Origin of the sequence: Archangium sp., from assembly GCF_036388035.1 — a bacterium.
Taxonomy (GTDB): Bacteria; Myxococcota; Myxococcia; order Myxococcales; family Myxococcaceae; genus Archangium.
In genome coordinates, this window is record NZ_DASVSO010000780.1 from 1 (window position 1) to 26983 (window position 26983).

Consider the following 26983-nt stretch of genomic DNA (forward strand, 5'->3'; position numbering starts at 1 on the left):
ATCCCGGCGCTGAATCGGAAAGAGAAGCCACTGCTGCTCTTCCCCGTCGGAGATTGGGGCGAGGACCCAGAGCAGTTCCTCACTTTCGAGGGATGCGTGCCGATTCCGACGAAGGGGTCTGGCCACGCTCGCCGAAGAGCACAGGTCTGCATTGATCTCCTCGAGTTGGATACGCGGGGACGGCTGCTGTCCGATCGTGCGCAAGCGCTGGTCTTGCTCTGGCCACACCTCGAAAAGCGGCGCAAGGGCTCGAAAACGCAACGAGCGAGAGCACAGCACTGGCTGGACGCACTGACTGCCGATGACATGCCTCACGCGGGCTGCGCGCGTGCCTTCGTCCGGCTGTATCAGACTGACCTCGCCAGAGCGCGCGAGCATCACGAGGCCGCCTGCGAGCTTTTCAAGGGGAAAGAACCCAAGCTCTACGCGGAGCTGTTCAGGAAAGCGAAAGCCTGAGCCCTCGAGAGGCACCGCGGAAATCCGCGAGGCTGCCATACTGCGCGCCTCTCCAGTCCGTGAGCCCTCCGTGATCGAGTCCGAGGCCGTCCTCCCCGCGGCCGCCCCTGAGAAGCGTTGGTCCTGGCCCCCGCTGTTCGGCCTGCTCGAGGTCCAGTTCGGCGCCGCCGTCGGCTTCCTGCAGACGGCCGTGCCCTACTGGCTGGCGAAGGACGGCATGCCGCTCGCCGAGATCGGCCTGCTGTCCGGCACCGCCTTCTCCCCCCATGCCTGGAAGCTGTTGTGGGTGCCGCTCATCGACCTCGGCCCGTGGCGGCGCATCTGGTACGGCGTCTCCACGCTGCTCACCGCGCTGCTCCTCCTGGCGTGCGCGCTGCTGCCCGACCCATCGCGCAACCTCGGGGTCTACACGCTGCTGCTCACCGCCCTGCAGGCGACGGCGTCGACGGCGCACGCCGCGCTCAACGGCCTGATGGCCATCTCCACGCGCATCGAGGACAAGGGCCGCACCGGCGGCTGGCAGATGGCCGGCAACGTGGGCGCCACCAGTCTGCTCGGCGCCCTCACCATCGGGCTCGCCAGTGCCTTCTCCCGGCAGGTCGCCGGCATCGTGCTGGCCACCCTCGTGCTCGTGAGTGGAGTGGGCATCTTCTGGATCGTCGAGCACCAGGGCCCCAAGACCGAGCGGGCCCCCGTGCTGCGCGCCGCCTGGGAGCGCGTGAAGAGCATCGTGTCCGACCTCTTGCGCACCGCCCTCAGCCGGGACGGGCTCATCCTGCTGGTGCTGTGCCTCATGCCGGTGAGCTGCGGCGCGCTCACCAACCTCTTCAGCGCGATGGCGGGCGACTACCAGGTGTCCGAGCGCGTGGTGGAGCTGGTGAACGGCCTGGGCATGGGCATCACCGGCGCGCTCGGCTCGCTCGCGGGCGGCTGGATGTCGGACCGCATGAACCGCAAGCTCAACTACGCGCTCATGGGCGGCGCCACGGGGCTGTGTGCCCTCGCCATGGCGGCCGCGCCGATGACCCCGACGACCTACGTCTGGGGCACGCTCGCCTACAGCTTCGCCAATGGCGCGTCCTACGCGGCCTTCGCCGGCATGGTGCTGGAGATGGTCAGCGAGGGAGCGGCGGTGACCACCAAGTACACGCTCTTCGTGGCGGCCTCGAACCTCGCCATCAGCTACGTCACCGCGCTCGATGGCAACGCGTCGAACTTCCGGGGCATTGGCACCCGCGCGAGCGTCGCGTTCGACGGCATCATCACCTTCGTGGGCATCCTGGGCGTGGGGATCATCTTCCTGCTCTTCCTGCGCAAGAAGTCCCCGCCCGCGACCGCTTGAGGGCCACACTCCACGGCCAGCGGGCCCATCCGCTTCCCATACGCTCCGTGCGGCTGGTGTGGCGCTCCCGCGGGAAGCGACGCTGACGGGCCTGGAGGGGTGCGCTACCATCGGAGCGTCCCGCACCCGGAGAAGGAGCACCGTGGCCGAGCTGCTGAAGGGAAACGTGTTGCTGGTGGATGACGATCCCGCCGTGGCCAAGGTGCTCGGCGCGCTGCTGGGCCAGGCGGGGCTCACCGTGCACACGGCCACCCAGGGACAGGAGGCGCTCGCCCTGCTGGCCCGCAAGCCCATCGACGTGGTGGTGAGCGACGTGCGCATGCCGGGCATGAGCGGCATGGAGCTGCTCGCCGAGGTGGGGCGCTCCTGGCCGGACGTGCCCGTCATCCTCCTCACCGCCCATGGCACCGTGCCGCTGGCCGTGGAGGCCATGAAGGCCGGCGCCGCGGACTTCGCCCTCAAGCCCTTCGACCGGGAGGAGATCCTCTTCAGCATCCGCAAGGCGCTCCTGCGCGCGCAGCAACAGCAGGAGGGCGCGCGCCCGCTGGTGAAGGACGCCAGCACCTTCGTGGGCCGCAGCTCCGCCCTGGCCGAGGTGCAGGCGCTGTTGGGACGGGCGGCCTCGGGCACGGCCACCGTGCTGCTGCGTGGAGAGTCCGGCACGGGCAAGGAGCTGGCCGCCAAGGCGGTCCACGACGCCAGTCCCCGGCGCGGTGGCCCCTTCGTGAAGCTGCACTGCGCGGCGCTGCCGGACACGCTGCTGGAGAGCGAGCTGTTCGGCTACGAGAAGGGCGCCTTCACCGGAGCGGCCACCCGCAAGCCGGGCCGCGTGGAGCTGGCCAACGGGGGCACGCTCTTCCTCGACGAGATTGGCGACATCACCCTCCAGGTGCAGGTGAAGCTGCTGCGGCTGCTACAGGAGCGCGAGTTCGAGCGGCTCGGCGGCACGCAGACGCTGAAGGTGGACGTGCGCTTCGTGGCGGCCACGCACCGCAACCTCGAGGAGATGGTGCGCAAGGGCGAGTTCCGCGAGGACCTCTTCTACCGGCTCAACGTGGTGCCAGTGTGGCTGCCCCCGCTGCGCGCCCGGCCCGAGGACACCGAGCCGCTCGTGCGCCACTTCCTCGACGTCCACGCGAAGGCCAACGGCAAGCCACCCTTCACCCTGACGCCCGAGGGGCTCGCCGCGCTCCAGGCCCAGCCGTGGCCCGGCAACGTGCGCCAGTTGCAGAACTTCATCGAGCGCCTGGTGGTGCTCTCCGACGGGCCCGTCATCACCGGCGACGACGTGAACCGCGAGGTCTTCCGGCAGCCGGGCATCGTCCCCTCGGCGCCCGCGCCCGTGCCCACCAGCACCGCCCCGAGCGCCCCCGCCCTCCCCGTGATGGGAAGCAGTGGCGGCGAGGGGCGCACCCTGGAGTCGCAGCGCAAGGAGATGGAGCGGCAGGCCCTGGTGGATGCGCTCGAGCGTGCCGGGGACAACCGCACCCTCGCCGCGCGCCTGCTCGGCATCAGCCGGCGCACCCTCTACAACAAGCTCGAGGAGTACGGGCTGGTATGAAGGCGGGCTGAGCCCCTCCCCCACCGCGTCACTCACCGTCGTCCGACGAGCCGCCGCAGGAGGATGGGAGCGACGAGGAAGACGAGGAGGAGCCGCCCCACCTGGACGGCGAGCACCAGGGAGAGGCTGGCGCGGGTGTCGAGCGCGATGGCGAGCACCGAGTCGGCCCCACCCGGCGAGGTGGCGAAGTAGGTGGTGAGCAGCTCCACCCCGCCCACGGTCGACCAGACCCAGGCGAGGAGCAGGCAGCTCGCCACCATGGCCACCGCCGCCCCGAGGGCCCCGAGGGCGACGCGCTTCAACTCATGGACGGCCGTCTCGTCGAAGCGGCTGCCCACGCGCGAGCCGAGGACCCACAACGAGACGAGGAGCACGCCCGGAGGCCACGCGCCCACGGGAAGGCCGAGGGCCGTGAGGGGAATGCCCAGCACGAGCGGCCCGAGGAACGCCCCCGCCGGCAGCTTCAGCCGCGTTCCCAAGACGCAGCCGACGGTGGCGACGAGGGCCGTCATCCCCCAGGCCTCCAGGGGAGAGGGAGCCCCGGGCAGCGCCGCCACCGTGGCCACCGGCATGTCCGGGCCCCCGCCCGACCACCGGCCCACGGCCGCCGCCACGAGGATGACGACGCCCAGGCGCAGGTATTGGAAGAGCGTCACCAGACGCGCATCGGCGCCGAGCTCCTCGCTCAAGGCCACCATGGCCGAGGCGCCTCCTGGCATCAGTCCGAGGGTGGCGGTGCGGACATCCACCCCACTCCACCGGCTGAAGACGCGCGCCACCCCGAGGCCGATGCCCACCACGCCCACCACGTTGATGAGCGCGATGGGCCAGTTCTCGGCGAGCGCGGCCCATGCGGAGGGCTTGAAGGAGGAACAGATGGCGGCCCCCAGCACGGCTTGCGCGCCCAGCAGCGGGAGCCGGGGCACGGGGACGTGGACCGACAGGGTGAGAGCGGCCACGAGCGACACCAGCATGCCACCGAGGAGCGCACCGGCGGGCACACGGGCCCATTCGGCGAGGGCCGCGCCCAGCAGGGTTGCCGCCGTCACCGCCCAGACGCGGGAGCGCGACCGACCATCGGGCCTGGAGTCCTTCGCCATGGGGCGGCGGAGGGTAGCGCACGCGGGCACCTCCGGCGCACGCAATCCCAGCGCGCCAGCCGCGGAACCGGTGCCTGCCATAAACCCTCCCGCCTGCTCACCGACCCGGCATGCGGGCACCTTCTCCTCATGGGATCCCGGCTGCCGCCCCATGACCAGGAAGTAAGAGAGAGAGGTACACCGCCGCGGAGATGGGCATAGTCTGGACGCTGAATGAGCATGGATGAGCGTGCATTGGAGAAGCTCGGCTGGGGGTCCCCCTTCCAGGAGGGCTGGCACTCCCACGAGAGCGAGGGCGTGGAGCCCGCGCGCATCGCCGCCGACTACGGCGTCGACTACATGCTCTATTCAGCCCACGGAAACCTCCGGGCGACGGTGCCGGGGCGGCTCCGGATGGCCATCCGCAAGGGCGAGTCCATCCGCCCGGTCGTTGGAGACTGGGTCGCCGTCGAGCCTCGTATCCAGGAGGGCACCTCCGTCATCCAGGCCGTGCTCCCCCGGCGCACCCAGCTCGTCCGCAAGGCAGCCGGCCGGACGGATGAGGAGCAGGTGGTGGCCGCCAACCTGGACGTGGTCTTCCTCGTGTCCGCGCTGACGCGGGACCTGAACCCGCGGCGGCTCGAGCGCTACCTGACGGTCGCCTGGGACAGCGGAGCCCAGCCCGTGGTGGTGCTCACCAAGGCGGACCTCTGCGAGGACGTGGTGGCGGCCCGCGAGCGCATCGCCGAGCTGGCCCCGGACGTCCCCCTCCACGTCGTCAGCAGCGTCACCGGCGAGGGGCTGGACGTGCTCTGGCAGTACATTGGAGGCAACCGGACGGTGGCGCTCATCGGCTCGTCGGGCGTGGGCAAGTCCACGCTCATCAACCGGCTGATAGGCGCGGCGCGCATGGAGGTGGGCGAGGTGCGCGAGGACGACAAGGGCCGGCACACCACCACCCACCGCGAGCTGTTCGTGCTGCCGCAGGGGGGCCTCGTCATCGACACGCCCGGGATGCGGGAGCTCGGGTTGATGGAGAACGAGGAGGGCCTGCGCACGGCCTTCGTGGACATCGAGGAGCTGGGGGCCGGGTGCCGCTTCAACGACTGCCGCCACGAGAACGAGCCCGGCTGCGCCGTGCTGGAGGCGAGCCGCGATGGGAGACTCGCCCCGGAGCGCCTGGAGAACTACCGGAAGCTCAACCTGGAAGTGACGCGCCTGGAGCGCCAGCGAGACGCCCAGGCCCAGGCCCGCACCAAGCAGGAGACGAAGAAGAGCACGCGCGCCTACAACACCTTCCAGAAGAAGCGCGGCCGGTAAGGCCTCATGGAAGTCAGTGAAGGGGGCGGGTGTGCCCCGCTTCCTTCACCGCGTCGGCCAGGGAGTCGAGCTCCGCCTCGAAGTCCTCGATGAGCGCGTGCGGCTCCGGTACCAGGCCCGCGTCCGCCGCCACGCCCAGCGTCACGTGGCCCGCGTAGCTGAAGATGCTCAGGCCCAGCCCCAGCCTTCCCGCCATGGGCACCCAGAACATCACCCCCGCCAGCCTCGCCCCCGCCAGGAACACCGGCCGCCTCGGCCCCGGCACGTTCGTCAGCACCAGCGAGGCCTTCTTCCGCATCACCTCCACCGCCGCCCGCTCCACCGCGGACGGCGCCAGCCCCGCCGCCGTCAGCATCCCGAACATCACCGCGGCCTCCGGCGAGCGCTTCAGCTTGTCCATCCGCCGCTTCAGCTCCCACAGCCGCTCCACCGGATCCTCCACCCCGAGCGGCAGCGGCAGGAACACCATCCCGAAGCGGTTGCCCAGCTCTCGCGGAAGGGGCTCGCTCAACGGCCGCAGGTTCACCGGCACCACCGCCCGCAGATCCTCCGGCGGCTGTCCGCGTGCCGCCACGTAGCGGCGCAGCATCCCCGCCACCACCGCCATCACCACGTCATTCACCGTGCTGCCCGTGCCGTGGCCAATCTCCCTCACCTTCTCCACGGGCACCGGGCTCGACCAGGCCACGCGCTTGTCCGGGCCCAGCCCTCCCCGGAAGGGCGAGGGCGGATCCTGCTGCAGCGTCATCAGCCGGCTCAGCGCCGAGGCCCCCCGCGCGCCCTCCACCGCCAGGTCCATGAGCTGGATGGGCTCGGCGAGCAGCTCCGCGCCGCGCTTCCACGCCGCCCGCGTCGAGCCCACCACCGTCCGCGCGCCCCGCAGCAGCCGTGACAGCGTCCCTGGCGGCGCCTCCGCTTCCTCGAGCGCCTCGGGCCCGCCTCCTCCGCCCGCGCGCTCGTCCGTCAGCGACAGCAGCACCCGTGCCAGCGAGATGCCATCCGCGATGCAGTGGTGCACGCGCATCAGCAGCGCGCTCCCCGTCTCGTACCCCTCGATGAGGTGCAGCTCCCACAGCGGCCGCGAGGCGTCCAGGGCCGTGCCCATGGACTCGCCCACCTGGTGCTCCAGCGCGGCGCGGCCTCCGGGGGCCCGCAGCCTCGTGCGCCGCAGGTGGGCCGCCAGCCGGAAGGCCGGGTCATCCTCCCAGCGGTGCGTCCCCAGCAGCCCTGCCGACACCACCCGCTGCCGGAAGCGCGGGTAGCGCTCCACCAGCCGCTCGCGCACCACCTCCGTCAGCCGCTCCCAGTCCAGCGGCTCGTCGAACCAGAGCACCGAGGTGATGACCATGAGGCTCGTGGGCTCCTCCATCTGGAGCCACGCCGCGTCGACTGGGGTCATCCGTTCCGACATGCGCCCTACTTAGCCTCTTCTGGAGGGGCCTCTTCCGGTTTCTGTCGGCTGAACTGGAACGTCTGCTTGGAAGGCGTCTTCGCGGTGAGGGTGAGCGTGTCCTTCTCCACGTCGTACGCGTAGGCGGGCCACTGCAGGAAGCGCCCCTTGGACAGCCCGATGACGCGCGGCTTGCCGCACACCGGGCCCACCGCCTGAGCGGACTTCGGCGACACCTCCACCGTCTTGTCCTTCTCGTTCACCCGGAAGGTGCCCCAGGTGCGGACCTCCAGCTCGTTGCCCTTGCCCAGCGTGGCGTCCTCCAGCCGCGTGCGCAGCAGGAAGCAGCCCCCGGGCGTCACCTCCAGCGTCCGGTCGTAGTCCGGGCGGGGCTTCACGTCCTGGCCCTCGCCCGCGAGCTGCTCCTTCTCCTCCGGCTTCACGCTCGCCGCATCCAGCCGCCAGAGCCCCACCACCTTCTTGGGGACCTCGCCCGCCCCCGCCGAGGCCTCCGCGCACGGGTCCACCGTCTCCTGCGCGGGGCTGGGCGGCGCGGGCTCGAAGGTGCGCTCGCACTGCTTGTCACACGCGCGCGCCACGCAGGCCGAGTCATCCGGGCCGCAGCCGGACTTCGTGGCGCACTGCCGGAGCGCCGCCAGCGACGCCTCGCACCCCCTGGCCAGACACCGCTCCACGCACGACACGTCGATGCACTGGGACACGCACACCCAGTTGGCCGCGCCGCACCGCCCGGCCAGGGTGCGCGGCTTGCTCGCGGCGGGCGGGCCCTCGGGAGCCTGCGCCCCGGCGGGCGCGGTCAACAGCAGCAGGAGCAGGAGGAAGCGGGAAGCAGGCAGGCGGGTACCCTCACTCGAAGCGCCACCGCCATGTGGTGACGTCCGAGGGTTCCGGCAACGACAGCTCCAGGCGGACCGTCTCGTAGCGGGCAAACTCCCGGGGGTCCACGCGCAGCAGCAGCACCGGAGCGCACGCCAGTGGGCGCTCGGGGAAGGTGTCGAAGGACAGCTCCGAGTCGAAGCTGGAGCGGTAGAAGAGGCCCAGGCCGTCCATGCGCCCCTCGCGCACCACGGGCCGCTCCAGGCGCAGGCGCTTGGGCAGCGAGCCGGCGCGCAGCGTCTCCAGGTCGAAGGCGAAGGCGGGCTCCGGGTCACACAGCCGCCGCTCCACGTCCTGCGGCCGGATGAGCCGGGAGAAGTACGCGGGGTGCAGCGTGTCCCGCAGCACCTGCAGGCAGCCGTAGTCCACGTTGGGCAGGCGCTGGCTCCACAGGAAGGGCAGGCGCGCCTCCTCGCGCAGCTGCACCGGCTCGAGGAAGACCTCGAAGCGGTTGGGCAGGATGCGGCCCCCGCGCACCAGCACCCTGTCTCGCAAGTCCAACAGCCGAGGCACCAGCCCGGTGTCGAAGAGCGCGTCCCCCACCTGCTCGTGCAGCAGGACGTCCACCTTCTCCGACGGGCGGAAGCGGGCGCTGTCCGAGCGGATGAAGTCAATCTCCGAGAGCCCGTTGCGGCGGGCCACCCAGCGCGCCATGTCGAGGTTGCGCGAGGCATCCACCGCGTACAGCTTGCGCGGGCCGCGCGCCGCCGCGAGGAAGGCCCTCGGGCCGTTGCCCGTGCCCACGTCCACCACCACCTGGCCGGGCTTCACGTAGCGCTCGATGGCGCGCCGGTACGTCTCCACCCGCTCCGCGTCCACCAGGCCCGAGTCCCGGGGCAGGGGGCTCGTCAGCTCGGGCGCGTCCACGAGCAGGTTGCGCAGCGTCCCCACCAGCGGCAGGTGACGCACCCTCGACCGCAGGTCCCCCCAGGCCTGAAGCGGCAGGTCTCTCAGCTTCGCCATATGTCCCCCCAGGCGCGTGGCGCCGGACGCTCCGGCCCTCTCGGACCGGAACACCGGGATACCCGGAATCCAGGGAAGCGGGAAGAGCCCGCCCCCTGGCCGCCCCTCGGGGGCTGGGGCGAACTTCCACCGATGAACACTCCGCGGAGGCGACGGCCGCTAGCGGGAGAGGGGAAGCCGGAGGCTGAAGGTGGAGCCCTCCCCGAGCGTCGACTGCACCCCGAGCGAGCCCCCGTGGAGCCGCGCGAGCGCCCCGGCGATGTACAGGCCGAGTCCATGCCCGCTCCCCCCGGCGACGTCCGCGCGGTGGAAGCGCTCGAAGACGTTGGGCAGCTCCGAGGCGGCGATGCCCACGCCCCAGTCCCGCACCTGGACGACGGCCAGCCCGGGCGTGAGGAAGAACGACACCTCGACGCGCCGCACCTCTCCGCCGTACTTCACCGCGTTGGAGAGCAGGTTGTTGAGGATGTAGCGCACGCGCTCGGCATCGAAGGGGAGCTCAACCTGCCGCTCCGTCTCCTTCAGGGTGAAGTCCACCTGCGGCTGGAGCTCGCGCCAGTCCTGGAGCACCTCGTGGAGGAACGCCGTGAAGTCCCCGCGCTCCATCCTCAGCGCCACCTTGCCCTCGGCGAGGCGCGCCGCATCGAGGATGGAGGTGACGAGGGTGTTCATCCGGTCGAGCTGCCGGAGGATGGTCTCGGTGCACTTCCTCTCGTCGGAAGAGACGCGCTCCCCCAGCTTGCGCAGCAGCAGCTGGGCATTGAGCCGCGCCGAGCTCAAGGGCGTCTTGATCTCATGGGCGACCCAGTTGAGCATCTCCTCGCGCACGGTGCCGCTGGAGCGGTCGGCGCGGGCGCCCGCGGACTGTGCCTCCTGCCCGGGCTCCGGAGCGGGGCGCGTGCCCAGCACCTTCTGCACCGCCTCCTCGAAGGTATCGAGCTCCACGGGTTTGGAGAGAAAGACATCGGCCTCCTCCAGGCCCTGGGGGCGCGCGGCGCTCAGGAGCAGGAAGGGGACCGTCTTGAGACGAGCATCGGCCCGCAGCGTCCGCAGCAGCTCCACGCCGGTGCGCCGGGGCATCATGTGGTCGCTCACCACCAGATCCGGCGGCTCCGTGCGGGCCAGCAGGAGGGCCTCTTCTCCATTGTGGGCCCGCAGCGCCCGATGGCCGAGGTCCTCCACCACCTGGGCGAAGATCTCGAGCATGGCCTCCTCGTCCTCCGCGATGAGCACGACGCTCATCTCTCGTCCCCGCCGAAGCTCGAGCCGATGGGCCGGGCCTGACCCGTCAGCAGGCCCGCGGCCGAGCGGATCGGCGCCAGCACGCGGATCCCCTTGTCGGTGATCTCGAACTCACGCAGGTCCCCGTCGTACTTGCTGTCCCGCATCTTGAGGATGGACAGGACGCGGTGGATGCGACCGCCCAGCTCCACGTAGCGCAACAGCATCAGGTTCTCGCCGAGGACGGCGATGGGCGTGTCGCTGAAGTCCAGCTCGGTGCCGACGACCTTCGACACCTCCTTGGTGAAGAGGGACGTCACTCCCGCCATGCGGAGGTGCGCGCTGAAGGCGGCCAGGAAGGTGCGCCGCCGCTCCGGGTCCGCGATGGCGAGCTCGAGGTCCGTCAACCCGTCGATCACAAGCCGCTGGAAGCCCTGCCGCTCCACCTCGCGCAGGATGCGGTGGACGAGGACATCCGCCTCCGCCTCGTTCGGGGGCTGGTGAAGCATCGTCAGCGCCCCGCTCGCCAGTTCCGCCTTCACGTCCAGGCCAACGCGCTGCGCCCGGGCGAACAGCGCGGCGGGAGGCTCGAAGAAGGAGACGAAGAGCGTCTTCTGCCCCTGGCGGGCCCCCTCGGCCGCGAAGTGCGCGGCGAGCAGCGTCTTGCCGATGCCCATGCTGCCCGCGAGCATGGTGGTGCTCTGGACGGGCAACCCGCCTTCCATCAGCGCATCGAACTCGGGCAGGCCGAAGCCGGCCCGCACGCGCGTCGGGACGAAGTCCTTGTCGGAGGGCACCTGGGTCTCGAGCCTCGGGATGAGCTCCACGCCCTCGGGGCCAATCCGCAGCAGGTGCTCGCCGGGCAGGTGGGGCCGGCCGCGCAGCTTGACCACCTCCAGCCGGCGCATGCGGCGCCCCGCCTTTGGAATCACCGCCAGCGAGACGATGCCATCCACCGTCGTCGCCTCCGGCAGGGCCATGAGCTTGTCGATGGGGTACTCGGTGGTGAAGAGCCCGATGCAGTCCATCGCGGCCAGGCCGATGCCCACCTCGTACAGGAACTCGCGCAGCATCGCCTCGTCCTGCCAGAGGTCGCGAATGGAGCGCAGCCCGTCGATGAAGAGCAGCTTCGCGCCGCGCTCGCGCACGGTGTGCAGGAGGATGTCGCGCGCCTCCTTGGCCCCCTTCTTCAGCGAGGCGTAGGCGCTCATGAGGAAGAGCTTCTCGCCCAGCACCTCCCGCCGGAAGAAGGAGAAGCCGGAGAGCGCCTCCATCAGCTTGTCGTGGGGCTCGGAGGTGACGGTGGCGACCACCACGGGCAGCTCACGAGCGGCCGCATGGAAGGCCACCTGGCTGCAGAGGATCGTCTTGCCGCAGCCGGGGTTCCCCGCGACGATGAGGGTCTGCCGCCGGGGGATGCCACCCCCGAGCAACCTGTCGAAGCTCTGGATTCCGGTCTCGAACAACTGCTGCCGGTTGCCGCTGTCCATCATGGAGAATTGGGGACGGGAGGAAGGGACCACGCGAGCCCGCTGGCGGCTCGCCTTCAATGGGGGAAAGCAGTCCTCGGACACAGGGGCCCGTGTCTTCGTCGTAACACGGGAGGTGCCCCCCATGCCGTAGGCGAAGCGAGCGCCTGCTCGAAAGTCACCTGGCTGACCGATCGCCGCGAGGCGTTCCCCGCGGCACCGTCAGGCCCTCAGGAGCGAGCCAGCACCTGGAGGCGCACCGATTCCTCGAGGGGCTCGCGAGAGTCCGCGCCGGGGTAGCCCCGCATCCGCATGTGCAGCTCGGCCTCGGTACGGGTGCGGAAGATGTGCCACGGTCGCTTCGACATGGTCGCGACCGTGTAGAGCATCATCCGAGGGATGGGGCCGGGGATGGCGCACACCACCTCCGTCACCCGCTCCGCCAGCTCCCGGTCGAGTTCCTTGAAGGCGTTCGCGTAGCCGATCCGCGCGTTCACCATGCCGGTGCCATCGAAGAAGAAGCAGAAGGTCCCCGGCTGCAGCTTCAGCGCCTTGCGGATCTCCTCACAGAGCGCCTTGCCGTTGACGTCGTCACCCTGCTCGGGGTGCTTGACCATCACCAGACAGGTCGCCAAGGGCGCAACCTTGGCGTACGCAGCAGTCGCTCGCGTCATGGGCGGCCTCTCAGGAGCCCGGGGTTCTGGCTTGGATGGAGCGGGCATGACTCCGCCATTCTATCCAGAGGAACGACACACGCTGGAGTCACTTCAGCAGCGCGACTGTCGAACGCGCTCAGAACGCGATCCAGGCGGAAAGATGTGGCCGAGAGGTATTGGTTTTCCGGCGTGCTCCGGGAGAGCCGGGAGAGGCATGACGAGAACGTGACGCATGGTGGAGTGGGGCGTGCGGAAAAACCGGGAGGTGCACACCCTCACGCTCGACTCTTCCCCCGGAGAGCTGCCCATGCGCCTCACCTTTCATGCCCTTATCCGCTCCTCCCTCGCGGTCCTCTTGCTATCGCTGGCGGCCTGCGGACCCGACCCCACCTCGGAGACAGATGAAGACCCGAGCACGGACGCGGGCACGGGTTACGGCACCGACGCGGGAACAGGTCCGGGCTCTGGCACTGACGCGGGCCCACGCACCGATGCGGGCACCGGCACCCAGCCAGGAACCGGCAGGGACGCGGGCACCGGCACCGGCACTGGCACCGACGCGGGCACCGGCACCGGCACCGACGCGGGCACCGGCACCGGCACTGGCACGATGACCTCGCGCCCCATCAGCGCCTTCCGGGACGGCATCGTCACCTACTATTGGGAGGCGAACGGCACCGGAAACTGCGGCTTCGATCCCAGCCCGGAGGATCTGGACGTCGCCGCCATCATCAAGACCGAGTACCAGGGCAGCGCGGTGTGCGGCGCATGCGCCGAGATTCAGGGACCCCGGAGCACGATCCGGGTGCGCATCGTGGACAGCTGCCCCGACTGCACGACGGCGGGCCACCTGGACCTCAGCCCCTCGGCCTTCGCGAAGCTGGCCGATCCCGCCGTCGGCCGGTTGCAGGTGAAGTGGCGGTTCGTCACCTGCCCCGTGAGCGGCCCGGTCCGCTACCGCTTCAAGGAGGGCAGCAGCCAGTGGTGGACCGGCATCCAGGTGCGCAACCACCACAAGCCCATCCGCAAGCTGGAGTGGCTGTCCCTCACCGGCTGGGTGGAGGTGCCGCGCCAGGACTACAACTACTTCGTCCAGTCCAACGGCCTGGGCCTGGGGCGGCTCCGCATCCGCATGACGGCCTGGGACGGAGAGGTGCGCGAGGACACCCTGCCCGGCATCCTGGACTCGCAGATCATCACCGGCCTCACCCAGTTCACCCCGCTCCCCTGAAGGCAGGCGCCCCAGGCGGTGCGGCTGCACACTGCCGCACGCGCCCCGCGAATCCTTCTCCCCAAGCACCCCGGGGATGTGCTGCGCTGCGAGCGGTTCATCCGGCTCGCGGCGTGGAGCCTCGCGGGACGGGCCTCCAGAAGGGAGGAGCCATGAGCAGGAAGAAGCAGAAGGAGGACGGCGGCACCTGGCTCTCCATCCAGGAGAGCCTCGACGACTTCCGGCCCGCGCCGCTCGCGGCGCGCCTTCGGGAGACGCTCGTCCCGCGCATCCCCCGAGACGCCACCCGCCTGGACGAACAGACGCGCCGCTCGCTCTTCGAGGGCGTCAGCGCCCTGCTCTCCGAGGACGCGGGCGCCTGGTACACGAAGGCCGACGTCCAGCTCGGCAACGAGGTCCTGGGCAGCTACGGCTGGCGCGACAGCTTCTTCCCCGACGAGGGCGACTCCCCCGACCTGGGCGTGGAGAGCAACATCCAGCGCATCCTCTCCGCGCTCGGCGTGGCCCACGAGTGGCTCTGCACGCTCGACACGTACTTCCGCTCGCTGTCGCTGCCCCCGGACGAGGAAGACCGCAGGGTGGTGCTGTCGGACGCGGTGCGGCGGGTCATCGACCTCACCGCCGAGGCGACCGGCTGCGCGGACAACTGGGACCACTACGCCCGCCTGGCGCTGGGCTGGTTGTTGGAGTCTCAAGGTTTCCGCCGCACCGAGCGCGTGGAGCAGGCGATGCGCGAGGCCCTGGTGGACTTCACCAGCTGGTCCACCCCCTCCGCCGACGAGGCCCGCCAGGCCGCGGACACCATCGCCCAGGCGGTGGTGAAGGAGGACATCTCCCGGAGCTACCCGGACAGCGGCACCTGAGGCGCACCGCCCGGCTCAGGCGGGTTGGATGCCGAGCCGCTCGTCCCGGCGCCGGAGCCAGGAGATGAGCGGCAGCGACAGCAGCACCATCCACGTCTTGCCGAGCACCTGCCCCAGCAGGAAGTCGAGGCTGCCAAAGGCGAGCTGGAGGAAGAGGACGCTGTCGACGAAGAGGCCCACGAGGCTGCTGGCGAGCACGGCGAGCACGAGGCCGCGCCGCTGCAGGGGTGTGTAGACGGCGAAGTCGGCCAGCTCCGAGACGGCGAAGGCCCCGCCCGAGGCGACGACGAGCGGAGGCGGCGCGAGCAGCGCGGAGAGCAGCGCCCCCACGGCGATGGCCAGCAGCGTCCAGCTCTTGCCCAGCCGGCGCTGCACCAGGTCCCGCAGCACGAAGGCGATGCCGACGATGAGGACGCCGCTGGGCGCGAGGACACCCGGCCCCACGGGGAGCAGACAGGGACCGCTGTCGGGGCACACCACGCCCACATGGCCAATCATCCAGTTGGAGAGCGGAATCGAGGCCCCGAAGCCCAGCAAGTAGAAGAAACCCTCGATGCGACGCCGATCCATTGCGACCTGCTCCACGACAAGCCGGGTGTAGTCGTACCCGGGCAGGGTGCGGTGGCACCCCCGGCGCGCGCGCCATAGCACGTTTCCTCCGGGGTGTCAGAATGCGGCCCATGAACCCCACCCGGCGCGGGCCGCTCCTGCCGCACCAGGAGCTCGGCTGACATGGAGATGTCCGAGCCGAAGCTCTTCGATGACTCACGCTGGCCCCTGCTTCAGCTGCGGTTGCCGGGAACGCTCTCCTCGCAGGGGCACGAGACGTGCCTCGCCGACTTCAACGGCTACCTGGGACGCGGGGAGAAGTTCGCGCTCCTCGTCGACCTGGCCCGGGTCGGCCTGGTGCCCCTGGATCAACGCTGGCGCCAGGTGGAGTGGTTCTCGGAGCACGAGCTGACCCTGCGCCAGTTGCTGCTCGGCACCGCCCTCGTCGTCACCTCGCCCGTCGTCCGGCTGTCGATCAGCGCCATGCTGTACTTCAAGCCGCTGCCCATCCCGCTCGCCACCTTCGCCCACCTGGGCGCCGCGGAGGACTGGGCGAGCGACCGCATCCGGGATGCGGGGCTCGCCCAGGGCACCAAGGGGCGCTGACGGCGGCGCGCGCTACAGCATCGGCCCCGTCGTCCCGAGCTCCTGCGTCTCCAGCAGACCCGTCTGCTTCAGCAGCGGCTGGGTGCTGGGGGGGCGGCCGCGGAACTCCTGGAAGACCTCGAGCGGGTGGCGGCTGCCGCCGAGCGCGAGCACGGTGTCCCGGAAGCGCCGCCCGGTGCTGGCCACCGCCTGGGGATTGGACAGCCCGGCCTCCTCGAAGGCGGAGAAGGCATCCGCGGAGAGCACCTCGGCCCACTTGTAGCTGTAGTAGCCCGCGGCGTAGCCGCCCGCGAAGATGTGGGTGAAGCTGCAGAGGAAGCGATCCTCCGGGAGCGGCTTGAGGACGGTGTTCTCCGCGGCCACGCGCTTCTGCACCTCGACGACGCTGCCCTGCGCGCCCTCGCCCGGGGCGTAGCGGTGGTGCAGCTCCAGGTCGAGGGTGGCGAAGTACACCTGCCGCAGCGTCATGGAGGCGGCGCGGTAGATGCGCCCGGCGCGCAGCTTGTCCTGCAGGGCCTTGGGCAGCACCTCACCGGTGTCCACGTGGCGGGCCAGCTTGGAGAGCGTGTCCTCGTGGAAGCACCAGTTCTCCATGAACTGGCTGGGCAGTTCCACGGCGTCCCACTCCACGTTGTTGATGCCAGCGGCCTCCGAGTAGTCCACGCGCGTGAGCATGTGCTGCAGGCCGTGGCCGAACTCGTGGAAGAGCGTCTCCACCTCGCGGAAGGTGAGGAGCGCGGGCTTGTTGCCCACGGGTGGGGTGAAGTTGCAGACGAGGTAGGCCACCGGCAGCCGCAGGCTCCCGTCGGGCTTGCGCTTGCGGTCGAGCGCGTTGTTCATCCACGCCCCGCCGCGCTTGGTGGCCGGGCGGCTGTAGGGGTCCAGGTAGAAGGCGGCGATGTCCTTGCCCGACTCGTCCGCCACGCGGAAGAAGCGCACGCTGGAGTCCCACACGGGCACCTCGCCGTCGGCGGCGCGCACCGTGACGCCGAAGAGGCGCCTGGCGGTATCGAACAGGCCCTCCAGCACGCGCGGCATGGCGAAGTACGGCCGGAGCTCCTCGTCGGTATAGGCGTAGCGCTCCTCCCGCAGACGCTCGGCCCAGAAGGGCATGTCCCACAGCTTCAGCTCGAGCGAGGCGTTGCCCGTCTTGCGGCGCGCGTACTCGGTCAGCTCGGTGTTCTCCGCGCGGGCGCGGGAGATGGCGGCCCCGCGCAGCTCGCCGAGCAGCTTCTCGACGGCGGGCACGTCGGGCGCCATCTTCGCCGCGAGGCTCACCTCGGCGAACGAGGAATAGCCGAGCAGCCGGGCCTTCTCGCGGCGCAGGGTGAGGATGCGCTCGATGAGGGGGTTGTTGTCCGACTCCCCCGAGGAGGCGCGGGTGACGAAGGCGCGGTAGAGCTTCTCGCGCAGCTCCGGCCGGCGCGAGTGCTCGAGGAAGGGCACGTAGCTGGGGGCCTCCAGGGTGACGCGCCAGGGCCCCTTCTCGGGGGTGGGCTCGGGGCTGCCCTCGGCCAGACCCACCTTCGCCGCCTGGGCGGCCGCGGCGAGCGCGCTGGGCGGCAGGCCCTCCACCTCCTCGGGTTGGGTGAGCGTCATGGACCACGCCTTGGTGGCGTCGATGACGTTGTTGGAGAAGCGGGTGGACAGCTCGGCCAATTCTCGCTCGATCTCCTGGAAGCGCTCGCGGGCCTGTCCCTCCAGGCCCACACCGGATAGCTCGGCGTCGCGGATGGAGGACTCGACGACGCGCTGCTGGGCCACGTCGAGCTTCTTCCACTCCGGCCCCTCGCGCAGTGCCTTGAGCGCCCGGTAGAGGGGCACGCTCTGGCCGATGCGCATGAAGGCCTCGACGACATCGCCCTCGACGGCGGAGTGGGCCTGGCGCAGCTCCGGGCTGTTCTGCACGCTCATGAGATGATTCACCACGCCCCAGGCCATGCCGAGCGGCTCGGTCATGGCGGACAGGCGGGCGACCGTTCCCTCCCAGGTGGGTTTCACGTCCCGCTCGAGCTCATCCAGCGAGGCGTGCAGGCGCGTCAGCAGCTCGCGAATGGCCGGCTCGACATGCTCCGAGCGGACGCGGTCGAACTTCGGAAGTCCTTCGATCTGAAGCAGCGGATTGTCAGGTGTCGGGGCAGTCATCACCCACGGACGTTAGGGCAGCCGCTCTCGGTTGGCAGCAATCCCGACAGGGGAGATCGGCGGGGCGTCCGGGAGTGCACGCAGGACGCCGCCCCGCGTCTTTTCGTACTGGAATCAACCGGCACTTGAGGTAGTTGTCGCTCACATGTTCCAGGACACGAGTCGGAGTGGCCTCCCCGGTGTAGGCGAGCTCCCCTGGGGCTCGCATTTCTGCCACTTCTACAGAACCCGCGAGGATCTGATCGAATCGCTCGTCCCGTACTTCAAGGCGGGCCTCGAGCAGAACGAGTCCTGTCTGTGGGTCACCTCCGAGCCCTTCACCGCGGGAGATGCCCGGACCGCCCTGCGCACCGTCGTTCCGGATCTCGAGGCCCGCATCAAGCGCGGACAGATCGAGATCATCAACTTCGACGACTGGTACACGCGCACGGGGACGACCGACTCGGAGAGCACCCTGCGCGGCTGGTTGGATCGAACGGGGCAGGCGCTCGCGAACGGGTACTCGGGCCTGCGCCTGACCGGCAACACCTCCTGGCTCGAGCACGAGCACTGGAACGACTTCAGCGAGTACGAGCGCCGGGTGAACCAGACCTTCGGCTCGCAGCGCATCATCGGCCTGTGCAGCTACTGCCTCGACCGCTGCTCCCAGACCGAGCTCATCGACGTCGTGCGCAACCACGAGTTCACCCTCATCCGGCGGGATGGTGCCTGGGAGCAGATCGAGAGCACCACGCTGAGGGCGACCAAGGACGAGCTGCGCAAGCTGGCGAACGAGCTGGAGCAGCGCGTGACGGAGCGCACCGCGGAGCTGGAGGCCTCGCTGCGCGGGCGGGACGAGTTCTTGTCGGTGGCCTCCCACGAGCTCAAGACGCCCATCACCTCGATGCGCCTCTACCTCGATGGACTGGTGCGCGCCTCGGTCCGGGGAGAGCTCGACCCCGATGACATTCCCCGGCGGCTCGCCAAGGCCCAGGAGCAGTGCCGGCGCCTCGACAAGCTCATCGTCACCCTGCTCGATGTCTCCCAGCTCTCCAACCAGCGCATGGAGCTGGACCTGGAGGAGGTGGACCTGAGCGCCCTCGTGCAGCAGACGGCCGAGCGCCACGAGGAGCAGGTGCGAAGGGCGGGGGGTGAGCTCCGGGTGAGTGTGCAGCCCGGGGTCGTGGGCCACTGGGACGAGCTGCGGCTCGAGCAGGTCTTCACCAACCTCATCTCCAACACCCTCCAGCACGCGGCCGGGACGCCCGTCGAAGTCACCCTCTCCGTCCGGGGCCGTTGCGCGGTGGTGAGCGTCAGCGATGAGGGGCCGGGCATCGCGCCCGCGGACCAGCCCCGTCTCTTCCAGCGCTTCTCGCAGGTCTCCGCGAGACGGCACGGCGGCTTCGGGTTGGGGCTGTGGATCTCCCGGCAGATCGTCGAGGCGCACGGAGGCTCGATTGGCGTCGACAGCGCGCCGGGCCTGGGCGCCACCTTCCTCGTGCGGCTGCCCCTCTCCGGGATGGACTTCTCCGCTGGCGGTCCGCGGTAACCGGGGCGCTGGCGGGGAGCCAACGCCCCGCGCCACTTCACCTTGACAGGCCGCCGGGCGCGCTGCTCTCACGAGAGGCCATGCTCGCCCTCGTCCTCGCGACCTCGCTCGCCGCCGCCCCCGCGCCTCGCGCCGCCACCGCTTCGGAGACCGTCGTCCACATTCCCCGGCTGGACGCGCTCCAGGGCGTCACCGCCTTCCTCTCGCGGGCGGGGCAGAACTCCGCCCTGCTGCGGCCCGTCGTCTGGTACGCCGAGCTGCACCCCTTCCTCTCGCTCGACCCCAGCAAGCCGGACACCCTCACTGGCGCGGGCATCGACCCCGCCGGCCCCATCACCGTCTCGCTGCGCCACGGCGGCCGCATCTCCTGCACGCACCTGACGGACCCGAAGACCTTCCAGGAGAAGGCCGCCGCGATGCTGGCCTCGGCCGGGAGCAAGGCGGAGGTGAAGCCCACCACCTCCGGCGGAGTCACCACGGTGAGCGTTCCGCGCGAGTCCGGAGGCCGGACCGGCTACAGCCTCAAGGGCTCGGAGGCGTGTGCCTTCACGAGCACCGGTGGAGGCTTCACCGATGATGGCCAGGGCCAGGTGCTGCAGAAGGAGGCCTCGCGGCTGGTGGGCAAGGCGCCCAAGGCGGACGCGCGGCTGGCGCAGCTCCCCGGCGTCCTCTACGTGCTGGTACCGAAGCGCAACCTGGTGGTGGGCGTGGACGGCAGCGGCTCGGAGCTGAAGCTGGAGGGCACGGCCTCGGGGCTTCCGCTGCCGCCCTTCCAGGCCTCGGGGACGAATCCCTATGGCGCGATGAAGCCCGAGGGCCTGCTCTTCTCGCGAGCGCGGGTGGCGCCGGCCGGAGTGTCCCAGGCGGTGGGCAACGTGCGCGCGAGCATCCAGCAGGTGTGCCCCACCTGCCCGGCGGCCGAGGTGTCCGCGGTGGCGCGCGCGGTGGCCGAGCGCCTCACCGGCAACGTGCTGATGGTGGTGGACAGCGTGAGGTCGCGCCCCAACCTGCGCACGAACGAGGGCCGCTTCTTCGCCGCGAAGCAGGCGTTCGCCGCCGAGGTGACGGACGCGGCGGCGATGAAGAGCGCGCTCGCGCCGCTGGCGAAGCTTCCCGGAGCGAAGGCGCTGGAGGACGGGTACGCGCTGGAGGTGAAGGGAGGCGCCGTGCACGTCCGACAGAAGGGCAAGCACCTCGTGGTGGGCAATGACGAGGCGGTGGCGCAGTCCCTGTTGGGAGCCCTGTCCCCGGAGGGCGCGAAGCTGCCGCACGCGGTGGACTTCACGGTGGACCCGAAGCGGCTGGCGCGCGGGCTGAGTCAGGTCTCCTTGATGGACGTCGTCTCCAACCAGCAGCTCGCCGGCATCTTCGCCGCGGGCCTGGAGATGGGGCCGCTGCTGGCCAACAGCGAGCGGATTACCGGCTGGCTCGACAGCACCTCCGGTGGGGCCCACCGCTTCTCCACGACCTGGACGCTGCCCGCCGCGCCTTGATACTCGTGCGACATGCGGCTCTGCGCGGGGTTGTCGTTGACGTGCTGCGGGCTTCTGGCATGTGCCAGCGGACCACGCGTGGCCGGCGAAACCGAGACCTATGGTTGGAGAGACGGACGAGTCTGGGTGCGCGGTTCCTGGGAGCAGATCAGCCCCTCCAAGGACGTGGACGAGGTCATCGACCAATTGTGTCCGGCGGTCATGCGACTTCCCAATGCCCGTTTGAAGGAGTTCGGCCAGGAATACTGTGGTGCCATCTACTCTCTTGGAGACGGCACCTACTACGCGAGCCATCCCTCACCCCTCAGCCCACAGGTGTTGATTGTCCCGGAGAGGAGCAAGAAGTGCAGACCTCCCCGCTACGTGGAGGATGCGCGTGGGCGGGTGTCGATCCTCGCCGACTATCACAGCCATCCCTGGCCGCGTAACAGGATGTCCCAGGATGACCTCCTGGAATCCAATCAACGGTGGTTCCTCCGCATCCAGTTCGACACGACCTGCCATATGATGAAGCTGATTCCCTACGTAGGAGAAAACCGCCCAGGCGAGGTGTATGAACGAGAAGGAAGGGAGTGGAGGCTCATCGCGATCATCCAGCCCGAGGACAAGGCCACTGGCATCGTGAGCCCTCCCGAGGAGTCGAAAGCCCCATGAAGCGGAAGTTCCTGCCCGTTCTCCTTCTCGCATTCCTACCTGCCTGTACGCTCCTGCAGCGGCTTTGTCGCTACCGCCCAGCGCATGCGACCCCGGAAGAGGCAGAGAGGGTAGAGTTCCCCTTCATCGTTCCAGAGAAGTCACGCTTGGAGATTCCAGGGACCACCGCCGCGGCCATCCAGTTGGCGATGGATGATTTTCGCCCTCGCGACGTGAAGCCTCATCGAGGCGCAACGCAGGAGGAGGAGTGCCTCTACCGGCGCGAGTCCTTCAACGTGTCTGCCTTCCCAGGAACCGAGGGCGTGGTTTTTGTCCGCTTCGTCCTCAACCCCGACGCCTGCCCCTTACGAGATCCCGTGCTGGATGCAGGAGCAACCTACGCGGTGGATGTCCGTGGTTGGCGCATCCTGGCCGTGCAATGACGAACTGCGGCTTTGTCGCGGGGGAGGTGACTGATTGCCCTCTCCAGAAGAGTCGCGAGTCACTTCTGGACGTCCAGAAGCATCGCACATGTCCCTACATCACTTCTGGACGTCCAGAAGTGAGGCTCATCCGTCGTCTTCCCGGGTCTCCCCCTGCCCGAGCCTCGGCTGCCCGCCCGGGGCCCAATCGTGCTAGATGCGCGCCCCATGGACGGAACCACGGAAAAGGATCCCCTTCGCGCCCGGCTGCAGCAGATGGAGAAGCAGGCCGAGCTGGGTGGTGGCGCTGACCGCATCGCCAAGCAGCACGAGGCCGGCAAGCTGACGGCCCGTGAGCGCATCGACCTGCTGCTGGACCCCGGCTCCTTCACGGAGATGGACAAGTTCGTCACCCACCGCAGCAACGACTTCGGCATGGGTGACAAGAAGATCCTCGGCGACGGCGTCGTCACCGGCTACGGCACCGTCGAAGGTCGCCAGGTCTTCGTCTTCGCCCAGGACTTCACCGTCTTCGGCGGCTCGCTCTCCGGCGCCTATGCCCAGAAGATCTGCAAGATCATGGACATGGCCATGCGTGTGGGCGCTCCCGTCATCGGCCTGAACGACTCGGGCGGCGCGCGCATCCAGGAGGGCGTCGAGAGCCTCGCCGGCTATGCCGACATCTTCCTGCGCAACACCCTCGCCTCGGGCGTGGTGCCCCAGATCTCCCTCATCCTCGGCCCGTGCGCCGGCGGCGCGGTGTACTCGCCGGCCATCACGGACTTCATCATGATGGTGAAGGACACCTCCTACATGTTCATCACCGGCCCGGACGTCATCAAGACGGTGACGCACGAGGAGGTGACGAAGGAGGACCTGGGCGGCGCGCTGGCGCACAACCAGAAGTCGGGCGTGGCGCACTTCGCCGCGGAGAACGAGCAGGCCGCCATCCTCATGACGCGCGAGCTGCTCTCCTTCATCCCCTCCAACAACCAGGAGGACCCGCCCGCCCAGCCGAGCGAGGACGACCCCTTCCGCGCCGACGAGGGCCTGAAGTCCATCGTCCCCAGCAACCCCAACAAGCCCTACGACATCAAGGAGATCATCCGCGCTGTCGTGGACAACAAGCACTTCTTCGAGGTGCAGGAGCACTTCGCCAAGAACATGGTCATCGGCTTCGCCCGGATGAACGGCAAGTCGGTGGGCATCGTGGCCAACCAGCCCGCCTTCCTGGCGGGCTGCCTGGACATCGACGCGAGCGTGAAGGCGGCGCGCTTCGTGCGCTTCTGCGACTGCTTCAACATCCCGCTCATCACCTTCGTGGACGTGCCCGGCTTCCTGCCCGGCACCGACCAGGAGTGGGGCGGCATCATCACCCACGGCGCCAAGCTGCTCTACGCCTTCGCCGAGGCCACCGTCCCCAAAATCACCGTCATCACCCGCAAGGCCTACGGCGGCGCCTATGACGTCATGGCCTCCAAGCACATCCGCGCGGACATCAACTACGCCTACCCCACGGCGGAAATCGCCGTCATGGGCCCCGAGGGCGCGGTGAACATCATCTTCCGCAACGAGCTGCAGAAGGCCTCGGACGCCAACGCCGAGCGCACCCGGCTGGTGAACGACTACCGCGAGAAGTTCGCCAACCCCTTCAAGGCGGCCGAGCTGGGCTACATCGACGAGGTCATCCGCCCCGAGGACACCCGCTCCAAGGTCATCCGCGCCCTGGAGATGCTCAAGAACAAGCGCCAGGAGAACCCGCCGCGCAAGCACGGCAACATCCCGCTGTAAGCAGGCGGGCAAGCAGGCCCCACCGCTCGAGGAAACGGAACGCCTCCCCAGGGAAATTTTAGGGGGGGCGTTCGCGCTTTGAAGAGTCGCACGAAAGGAGCCCCTGTTTGTCGCAACCCCGCCTCGTTCTCTTCCTCGCTGACATCGAAGGTAACCTCACCGCCCTTCGCCAGACGCTCTCCCGAGCCTGTGAGGACGCCAACGTCCCCGTTCCCGATGTCCGCTGGTTGGAGTCCGCCACCGCCCTGGCCGATGCCGGCTGGCGCGTCGCCGAGATCAAGCTCACCCCCTCGGGCGGCAAGGCCGTCCCCGAGGACCACCTGGACGCGCTCGTCCGGGCGGTGGCTCGCGACTTCCGCGACCAGGCCGTGGGCCTCTACACGGACAAGGCCGGCAGCTATGGCCGCGCGTCCATGAGTGAGCCTGGCCGCCCCTCGCGCTCCCTGGAGGGCGAGTACATCGACGTGGTGCGTCAGAGCGCCCGCTGGCTGGGGATCGAGGGTCCCGTGCTCGGCCGCCTGCTGGACGGTGGAGCCACGGCCCGCAACCTGCTCGCCGCGGCCGTGGACTTCGGCGCCGAGCAGCCCCAGGCGCCCGCCAAGGGCCAGAAGGGCCCCGGCCGGCGTCACCCCGAGCCGCCCCCCGCCCCGCCCGAGCCGGACGAGGATGACCGCTTCGTCGAGGCCAAGCTGGGCGAGGCCCGCCGGCTGATGGAGCAGTACCTCACCCATCGCAAGTAGTCGCTGGAGCGATTAGCTCCACCACTACGCGCTTCGAGTGGGCGACGACCAACGCGCCCTGCGGCCGTCCGCTCCCCTGTGCTAAAGGGGGCGGCCATGGCCAAGATCCGCAAAGTCCTCGTCGCCAACCGCGGAGAGATCGCCGTCCGGGTGATGCGCACCTGCAAGGAGCTGGGCATCGCCACGGTGGCTGTCTTCTCCGAGGCCGACCGCTCCGCCCTGCATGTGCGCACCGCCGACCAGGCCTTCCTGGTGGGCCCCCCGCCCTCGCGCGAGAGCTACCTCGTGCAGGAGCGCATCCTCGAAGCCGCCAAGAAGGCCGGCGCGGATGCCATCCACCCCGGCTATGGCTTCCTCTCGGAGAACGCGTCCTTCGTGCGCGCCTGTGAGAAGGCCGGCATCACCTTCATCGGTCCGCCCGCCTCGGCCATGGACGCCATGGGCGAGAAGACGCGCGCCCGCCAGAACATGATCAAGGCCGGGGTGCCCGTGGTGCCCGGCACCGCCGAGCCCATCGCCACCGTCGAGGAGGCCCGTGCCTACGCCGAGAAGATTGGCGTGCCGGTGATGCTCAAGGCGGCCGGCGGCGGTGGCGGCAAGGGCATGCGCAAGGTGGAGCGCATGGAGGAGTTCGAGTCCTCCTGGCGCGCGGCCAAGAGCGAGGCGATGAACGCCTTTGGCAACGACGCCGTCTACATCGAGAAGTACCTCGAGAAGCCGCACCACGTGGAGATCCAGGTGTTCGCCGACCAGTACGGCAACACCATTCACCTCAACGAGCGCGAGTGCTCGGCGCAGCGCCGCCACCAGAAGGTGGTGGAGGAGACGCCCAGCCCCATCCTCACCCCGGAGATGCGGGCGAAGATGGGCGAGGTGGCGGTGAAGGCGGCCAAGGCCGTGGGCTACGTGGGCGCGGGCACGGTGGAGTTCCTCGTCGACGTGCACCGCAACTTCTACTTCCTGGAGATGAACACCCGCCTCCAGGTGGAGCACCCGGTGACGGAGTGGGTGACGGGGCTGGACCTGGTGGCCTGGCAGATCAAGGTCGCCGAGGGCGAGAAGCTCCCCTACACCGAGGCGCCCACGCCCAACGGCCACGCCATCGAGGTGCGCATCTACGCGGAGGACCCGGCGCGCAACTTCATGCCGAGCCCCGGCCGCATCAGCTACCTGCGCGTGCCGGGTGGCCCCTACCTGCGTGACGACTCGGGCGTGTTCCCCGGGTACACGGTGCCCAACTTCTACGATCCGATGATCTCCAAGCTGTCCGTGTGGGCCCCCACGCGGCGCGAGGCCATCGAGCGGGCCAAGCGGGCCCTGGGCGAGTACGTGGTGAAGGGCATCACCACCAACGTGCGCTACCTCAAGGCCATCCTCTCGCACCCCGAGTTCGTCGAGGGGGACTACGACACGAGCTTCCTCACGCGCGAGCACGAGACGCTGCTGGGCAAGGGAGAGGATCCGCAGCTCACCGAGGCCGCGCTGCTGGCGAGCGTGGTGTACGCGTACCAGCGCGACCAGAAGCGGGCGAAGACCCTCACCCAGGCTCCGACCTCCGGCGGTGGGGCAGGCATGTCCGCGTGGCGGCTGTCGACCCGTCGGCGCTAACCCAGCAACCGAGATCCATTCCGATGCGTTACTTCGCGAAACTGCAGGGCCAGAAGGAAGCGGTGCCGGTGGACATCGAGCCGGCGGGCGACAACCGCTTCAAGCTCACCCACAACGGCCGGACCTTCCTCGTGGACGCGCTGACGCTGGACCACGGCGCGGTGTCGATGCTGGTGGACGGCACCTCCTACAGCGTCGAGTTCGACGAGCAGGGGGACGAGGTGCAGGTGATGGTGCGGGGGCAGAACACCCGCATCGACGTGGCGGACGAGCGCCGGCTGCGCCTGCGCGCCGCCACCGCGGGCTTCTCGCTGGAGGGCAAGCAGGTGATCGCCGCCCCCATGCCCGGCAAGGTGGTGAAGGTGCTGGTGAAGCTGGGCGACGAGGTGAAGGAGGGGCAGGGGCTGGTGGTTGTGGAAGCGATGAAGATGGAGAACGAGCTGAAGAGCCCCAAGGCCGGCAAGGTGGTGGAGTTGCCCGCCAAGGAAGGCACCGCGGTGGAGCTCAACGCGAAGCTCGTGGTGGTCGAGTAGACGCGGCACCGGGGAAGCCCATGGCAGACACGAAGGCAGAGAAGGCCCGCTGGCAGCAGAAGACGTACGAGAAGACCAAGGCCAAGGCGGGCGAGCGCCATCCGGAGTTCCGTACCTCCAGCGGCATCACCCAGGAGCCGGTCTACACCCCGGACGACGTGGCGGGGGAGTACACGGAGAAGCTCGGCTTCCCCGGCGAGTACCCCTTCACCCGCGGCGTGCAGCCCACCATGTACCGGGGCCGCTTCTGGACGATGCGTCAGTACGCGGGCTTCGGCACCGCCGAGGACGCCAACCAGCGCTACCACTACCTGCTGAAGTCCGGGCAGACGGGCCTCTCGGTGGCCTTCGACCTGCCCACGCAGATGGGCCGGGACGCGGACCACAAGCGCGCCCAGGGTGAGGTGGGCAAGGTGGGCGTCTCCATCTCGTCGCTGCGCGACATGGAGACGCTCCTCCAGGGGATTCCCCTGGACGAGGTCTCCAC

General features: G+C 69.7%; 25 protein-coding genes. 16 read left to right on the forward strand and 9 right to left on the reverse strand.

The window, feature by feature from the left end; translation table 11 throughout:
- The 3 genes from VF697_RS32125 to VF697_RS32135 form a co-directional block, all read left to right on the forward strand.
- A partial coding sequence (locus VF697_RS32125; RefSeq protein ID WP_331100918.1) for a hypothetical protein occupies window positions 1-456 on the forward strand: 456 nt, incomplete at its 5' end.
- Between the two features lie 70 nt (window positions 457-526).
- Window positions 527-1798 (forward strand): MFS transporter, encoded by a 1272-nt coding sequence (locus VF697_RS32130; RefSeq protein ID WP_331100919.1) that lies wholly within the window; start codon window positions 527-529, stop codon window positions 1796-1798.
- A 142-nt stretch (window positions 1799-1940) separates the two neighbouring features.
- Window positions 1941-3359 (forward strand): sigma-54 dependent transcriptional regulator, encoded by a 1419-nt coding sequence (locus tag VF697_RS32135; protein WP_331100920.1) that lies wholly within the window; start codon window positions 1941-1943, stop codon window positions 3357-3359.
- Window positions 3360-3391: 32 nt separating this feature from the next.
- Here VF697_RS32135 and VF697_RS32140 read toward each other — a convergent pair whose 3' ends face one another.
- Window positions 3392-4540 (reverse strand): AbrB family transcriptional regulator, encoded by a 1149-nt coding sequence (locus VF697_RS32140; protein WP_331100922.1) that lies wholly within the window; start codon window positions 4538-4540, stop codon window positions 3392-3394.
- Window positions 4541-4678: 138 nt separating this feature from the next.
- Between VF697_RS32140 and rsgA the strand changes: the two genes are divergently transcribed.
- Window positions 4679-5758: a ribosome small subunit-dependent GTPase A gene (gene rsgA, locus VF697_RS32145; RefSeq protein ID WP_331100924.1), complete on the forward strand. Its 1080-nt coding sequence runs from the start codon at window positions 4679-4681 to the stop codon at window positions 5756-5758.
- A 13-nt stretch (window positions 5759-5771) separates the two neighbouring features.
- On the opposite strand, the gene VF697_RS32150 is transcribed toward rsgA, so the two are convergent.
- From VF697_RS32150 to VF697_RS32175, 6 genes are all read right to left on the reverse strand, one after another.
- Window positions 5772-7169, reverse strand: coding sequence for a wax ester/triacylglycerol synthase family O-acyltransferase (locus VF697_RS32150; protein WP_331100926.1), 1398 nt, complete (start codon window positions 7167-7169; stop codon window positions 5772-5774).
- Between the two features lie 5 nt (window positions 7170-7174).
- Window positions 7175-7969 carry a hypothetical protein gene (locus VF697_RS32155; protein WP_331100928.1) on the reverse strand — a complete coding sequence of 265 codons (795 nt, stop codon included), beginning with the start codon at window positions 7967-7969 and terminating at the stop codon, window positions 7175-7177.
- 46 nt (window positions 7970-8015) lie between these two features.
- Complete coding sequence (locus tag VF697_RS32160) at window positions 8016-9008, reverse strand: class I SAM-dependent methyltransferase (RefSeq protein ID WP_331100930.1); 993 nt, start codon at window positions 9006-9008, stop codon at window positions 8016-8018.
- 159 nt (window positions 9009-9167) lie between these two features.
- A complete protein-coding gene (locus tag VF697_RS32165) occupies window positions 9168-10250 on the reverse strand; it encodes a HAMP domain-containing sensor histidine kinase (protein ID WP_331100932.1) in 1083 nt (360 codons plus the stop codon).
- Entirely contained in the window at window positions 10247-11722 is a 1476-nt protein-coding gene (locus tag VF697_RS32170) for an ATPase domain-containing protein (RefSeq protein WP_331100934.1), read from the reverse strand. The genes VF697_RS32165 and VF697_RS32170 overlap by 4 nt, the downstream gene beginning before the upstream one ends.
- A 206-nt stretch (window positions 11723-11928) precedes the next feature.
- Window positions 11929-12333: a hypothetical protein gene (locus VF697_RS32175; protein WP_331100936.1), complete on the reverse strand. Its 405-nt coding sequence runs from the start codon at window positions 12331-12333 to the stop codon at window positions 11929-11931.
- A gap of 268 nt (window positions 12334-12601) precedes the next feature.
- Here VF697_RS32175 and VF697_RS32180 point away from each other — a divergent pair, with 268 nt between their 5' ends.
- A complete protein-coding gene (locus VF697_RS32180; protein WP_331100938.1) occupies window positions 12602-13585 on the forward strand; it encodes an expansin EXLX1 family cellulose-binding protein in 984 nt (327 codons plus the stop codon).
- Window positions 13586-13737: 152 nt separating this feature from the next.
- A complete protein-coding gene (locus tag VF697_RS32185) occupies window positions 13738-14448 on the forward strand; it encodes a hypothetical protein (protein ID WP_331100940.1) in 711 nt (236 codons plus the stop codon).
- Between the two features lie 15 nt (window positions 14449-14463).
- Here the strand turns inward: VF697_RS32185 and VF697_RS32190 are convergent, their stop codons facing one another.
- Window positions 14464-15018, reverse strand: a complete 555-nt coding sequence (locus VF697_RS32190) for a VUT family protein (protein WP_331100942.1) — start codon at window positions 15016-15018, stop codon at window positions 14464-14466.
- A gap of 162 nt (window positions 15019-15180) precedes the next feature.
- On the opposite strand from VF697_RS32190, the gene VF697_RS32195 reads away from it, so the two are divergent.
- Complete coding sequence (locus VF697_RS32195; RefSeq protein WP_331100944.1) at window positions 15181-15603, forward strand: STAS/SEC14 domain-containing protein; 423 nt, start codon at window positions 15181-15183, stop codon at window positions 15601-15603.
- Window positions 15604-15615: 12 nt separating this feature from the next.
- On the opposite strand, the gene VF697_RS32200 is transcribed toward VF697_RS32195, so the two are convergent.
- Complete coding sequence (locus VF697_RS32200) at window positions 15616-17748, reverse strand: M3 family metallopeptidase (RefSeq protein ID WP_331100946.1); 2133 nt, start codon at window positions 17746-17748, stop codon at window positions 15616-15618.
- A 145-nt stretch (window positions 17749-17893) separates the two neighbouring features.
- On the opposite strand from VF697_RS32200, the gene VF697_RS32205 reads away from it, so the two are divergent.
- From VF697_RS32205 to VF697_RS32245, 9 genes are all read left to right on the forward strand, one after another.
- On the forward strand, window positions 17894-19276 hold the full coding sequence (locus tag VF697_RS32205) for an MEDS domain-containing protein (protein ID WP_331100948.1): 1383 nt from the start codon (window positions 17894-17896) through the stop codon (window positions 19274-19276).
- An 80-nt stretch (window positions 19277-19356) separates the two neighbouring features.
- Window positions 19357-20769 (forward strand): hypothetical protein, encoded by a 1413-nt coding sequence (locus VF697_RS32210; RefSeq protein WP_331100950.1) that lies wholly within the window; start codon window positions 19357-19359, stop codon window positions 20767-20769.
- A gap of 126 nt (window positions 20770-20895) precedes the next feature.
- Complete coding sequence (locus tag VF697_RS32215) at window positions 20896-21423, forward strand: hypothetical protein (protein ID WP_331100952.1); 528 nt, start codon at window positions 20896-20898, stop codon at window positions 21421-21423.
- Window positions 21420-21845: a hypothetical protein gene (locus tag VF697_RS32220; protein WP_331100954.1), complete on the forward strand. Its 426-nt coding sequence runs from the start codon at window positions 21420-21422 to the stop codon at window positions 21843-21845. The genes VF697_RS32215 and VF697_RS32220 overlap by 4 nt, the downstream gene beginning before the upstream one ends.
- A gap of 207 nt (window positions 21846-22052) precedes the next feature.
- Window positions 22053-23615 (forward strand): acyl-CoA carboxylase subunit beta, encoded by a 1563-nt coding sequence (locus VF697_RS32225; RefSeq protein ID WP_331100956.1) that lies wholly within the window; start codon window positions 22053-22055, stop codon window positions 23613-23615.
- A 107-nt stretch (window positions 23616-23722) separates the two neighbouring features.
- Window positions 23723-24355: a hypothetical protein gene (locus VF697_RS32230; protein ID WP_331100958.1), complete on the forward strand. Its 633-nt coding sequence runs from the start codon at window positions 23723-23725 to the stop codon at window positions 24353-24355.
- A gap of 96 nt (window positions 24356-24451) precedes the next feature.
- Window positions 24452-25963, forward strand: coding sequence for an acetyl-CoA carboxylase biotin carboxylase subunit (accC, locus tag VF697_RS32235; RefSeq protein WP_331100960.1), 1512 nt, complete (start codon window positions 24452-24454; stop codon window positions 25961-25963).
- Between the two features lie 23 nt (window positions 25964-25986).
- Entirely contained in the window at window positions 25987-26496 is a 510-nt protein-coding gene (locus tag VF697_RS32240; RefSeq protein ID WP_331100962.1) for a biotin/lipoyl-containing protein, read from the forward strand.
- Window positions 26497-26516: 20 nt separating this feature from the next.
- A partial coding sequence (locus VF697_RS32245) for a methylmalonyl-CoA mutase family protein (RefSeq protein ID WP_331100964.1) occupies window positions 26517-26983 on the forward strand: 467 nt, incomplete at its 3' end.

What these genes read in the sequence shown, in the direction of transcription:
- VF697_RS32220 (WP_331100954.1), top strand. Translation starts at nt 21,420, where the DNA reads ATGAAGCGGAAGTTCCTGCCCGTTCTCCTTCTCGCATTCCTACCTGCC.
- VF697_RS32140 (WP_331100922.1), bottom strand. Translation starts at nt 4,540, where the DNA reads ATGGCAGGCACCGGTTCCGCGGCTGGCGCGCTGGGATTGCGTGCGCCG.
- VF697_RS32150 (WP_331100926.1), bottom strand. Translation starts at nt 7,169, where the DNA reads ATGTCGGAACGGATGACCCCAGTCGACGCGGCGTGGCTCCAGATGGAG.
- VF697_RS32205 (WP_331100948.1), top strand. Translation starts at nt 17,894, where the DNA reads ATGTTCCAGGACACGAGTCGGAGTGGCCTCCCCGGTGTAGGCGAGCTC.
- VF697_RS32185 (WP_331100940.1), top strand. Translation starts at nt 13,738, where the DNA reads ATGAGCAGGAAGAAGCAGAAGGAGGACGGCGGCACCTGGCTCTCCATC.
- VF697_RS32210 (WP_331100950.1), top strand. Translation starts at nt 19,357, where the DNA reads ATGCTCGCCCTCGTCCTCGCGACCTCGCTCGCCGCCGCCCCCGCGCCT.
- VF697_RS32195 (WP_331100944.1), top strand. Translation starts at nt 15,181, where the DNA reads ATGGAGATGTCCGAGCCGAAGCTCTTCGATGACTCACGCTGGCCCCTG.
- rsgA (WP_331100924.1), top strand. Translation starts at nt 4,679, where the DNA reads ATGGATGAGCGTGCATTGGAGAAGCTCGGCTGGGGGTCCCCCTTCCAG.
- VF697_RS32200 (WP_331100946.1), bottom strand. Translation starts at nt 17,748, where the DNA reads ATGACTGCCCCGACACCTGACAATCCGCTGCTTCAGATCGAAGGACTT.
- VF697_RS32160 (WP_331100930.1), bottom strand. Translation starts at nt 9,008, where the DNA reads ATGGCGAAGCTGAGAGACCTGCCGCTTCAGGCCTGGGGGGACCTGCGG.
- VF697_RS32170 (WP_331100934.1), bottom strand. Translation starts at nt 11,722, where the DNA reads ATGATGGACAGCGGCAACCGGCAGCAGTTGTTCGAGACCGGAATCCAG.
- accC (WP_331100960.1), top strand. Translation starts at nt 24,452, where the DNA reads ATGGCCAAGATCCGCAAAGTCCTCGTCGCCAACCGCGGAGAGATCGCC.
- VF697_RS32240 (WP_331100962.1), top strand. Translation starts at nt 25,987, where the DNA reads ATGCGTTACTTCGCGAAACTGCAGGGCCAGAAGGAAGCGGTGCCGGTG.
- VF697_RS32165 (WP_331100932.1), bottom strand. Translation starts at nt 10,250, where the DNA reads ATGAGCGTCGTGCTCATCGCGGAGGACGAGGAGGCCATGCTCGAGATC.
- VF697_RS32190 (WP_331100942.1), bottom strand. Translation starts at nt 15,018, where the DNA reads ATGGATCGGCGTCGCATCGAGGGTTTCTTCTACTTGCTGGGCTTCGGG.
- VF697_RS32225 (WP_331100956.1), top strand. Translation starts at nt 22,053, where the DNA reads ATGGACGGAACCACGGAAAAGGATCCCCTTCGCGCCCGGCTGCAGCAG.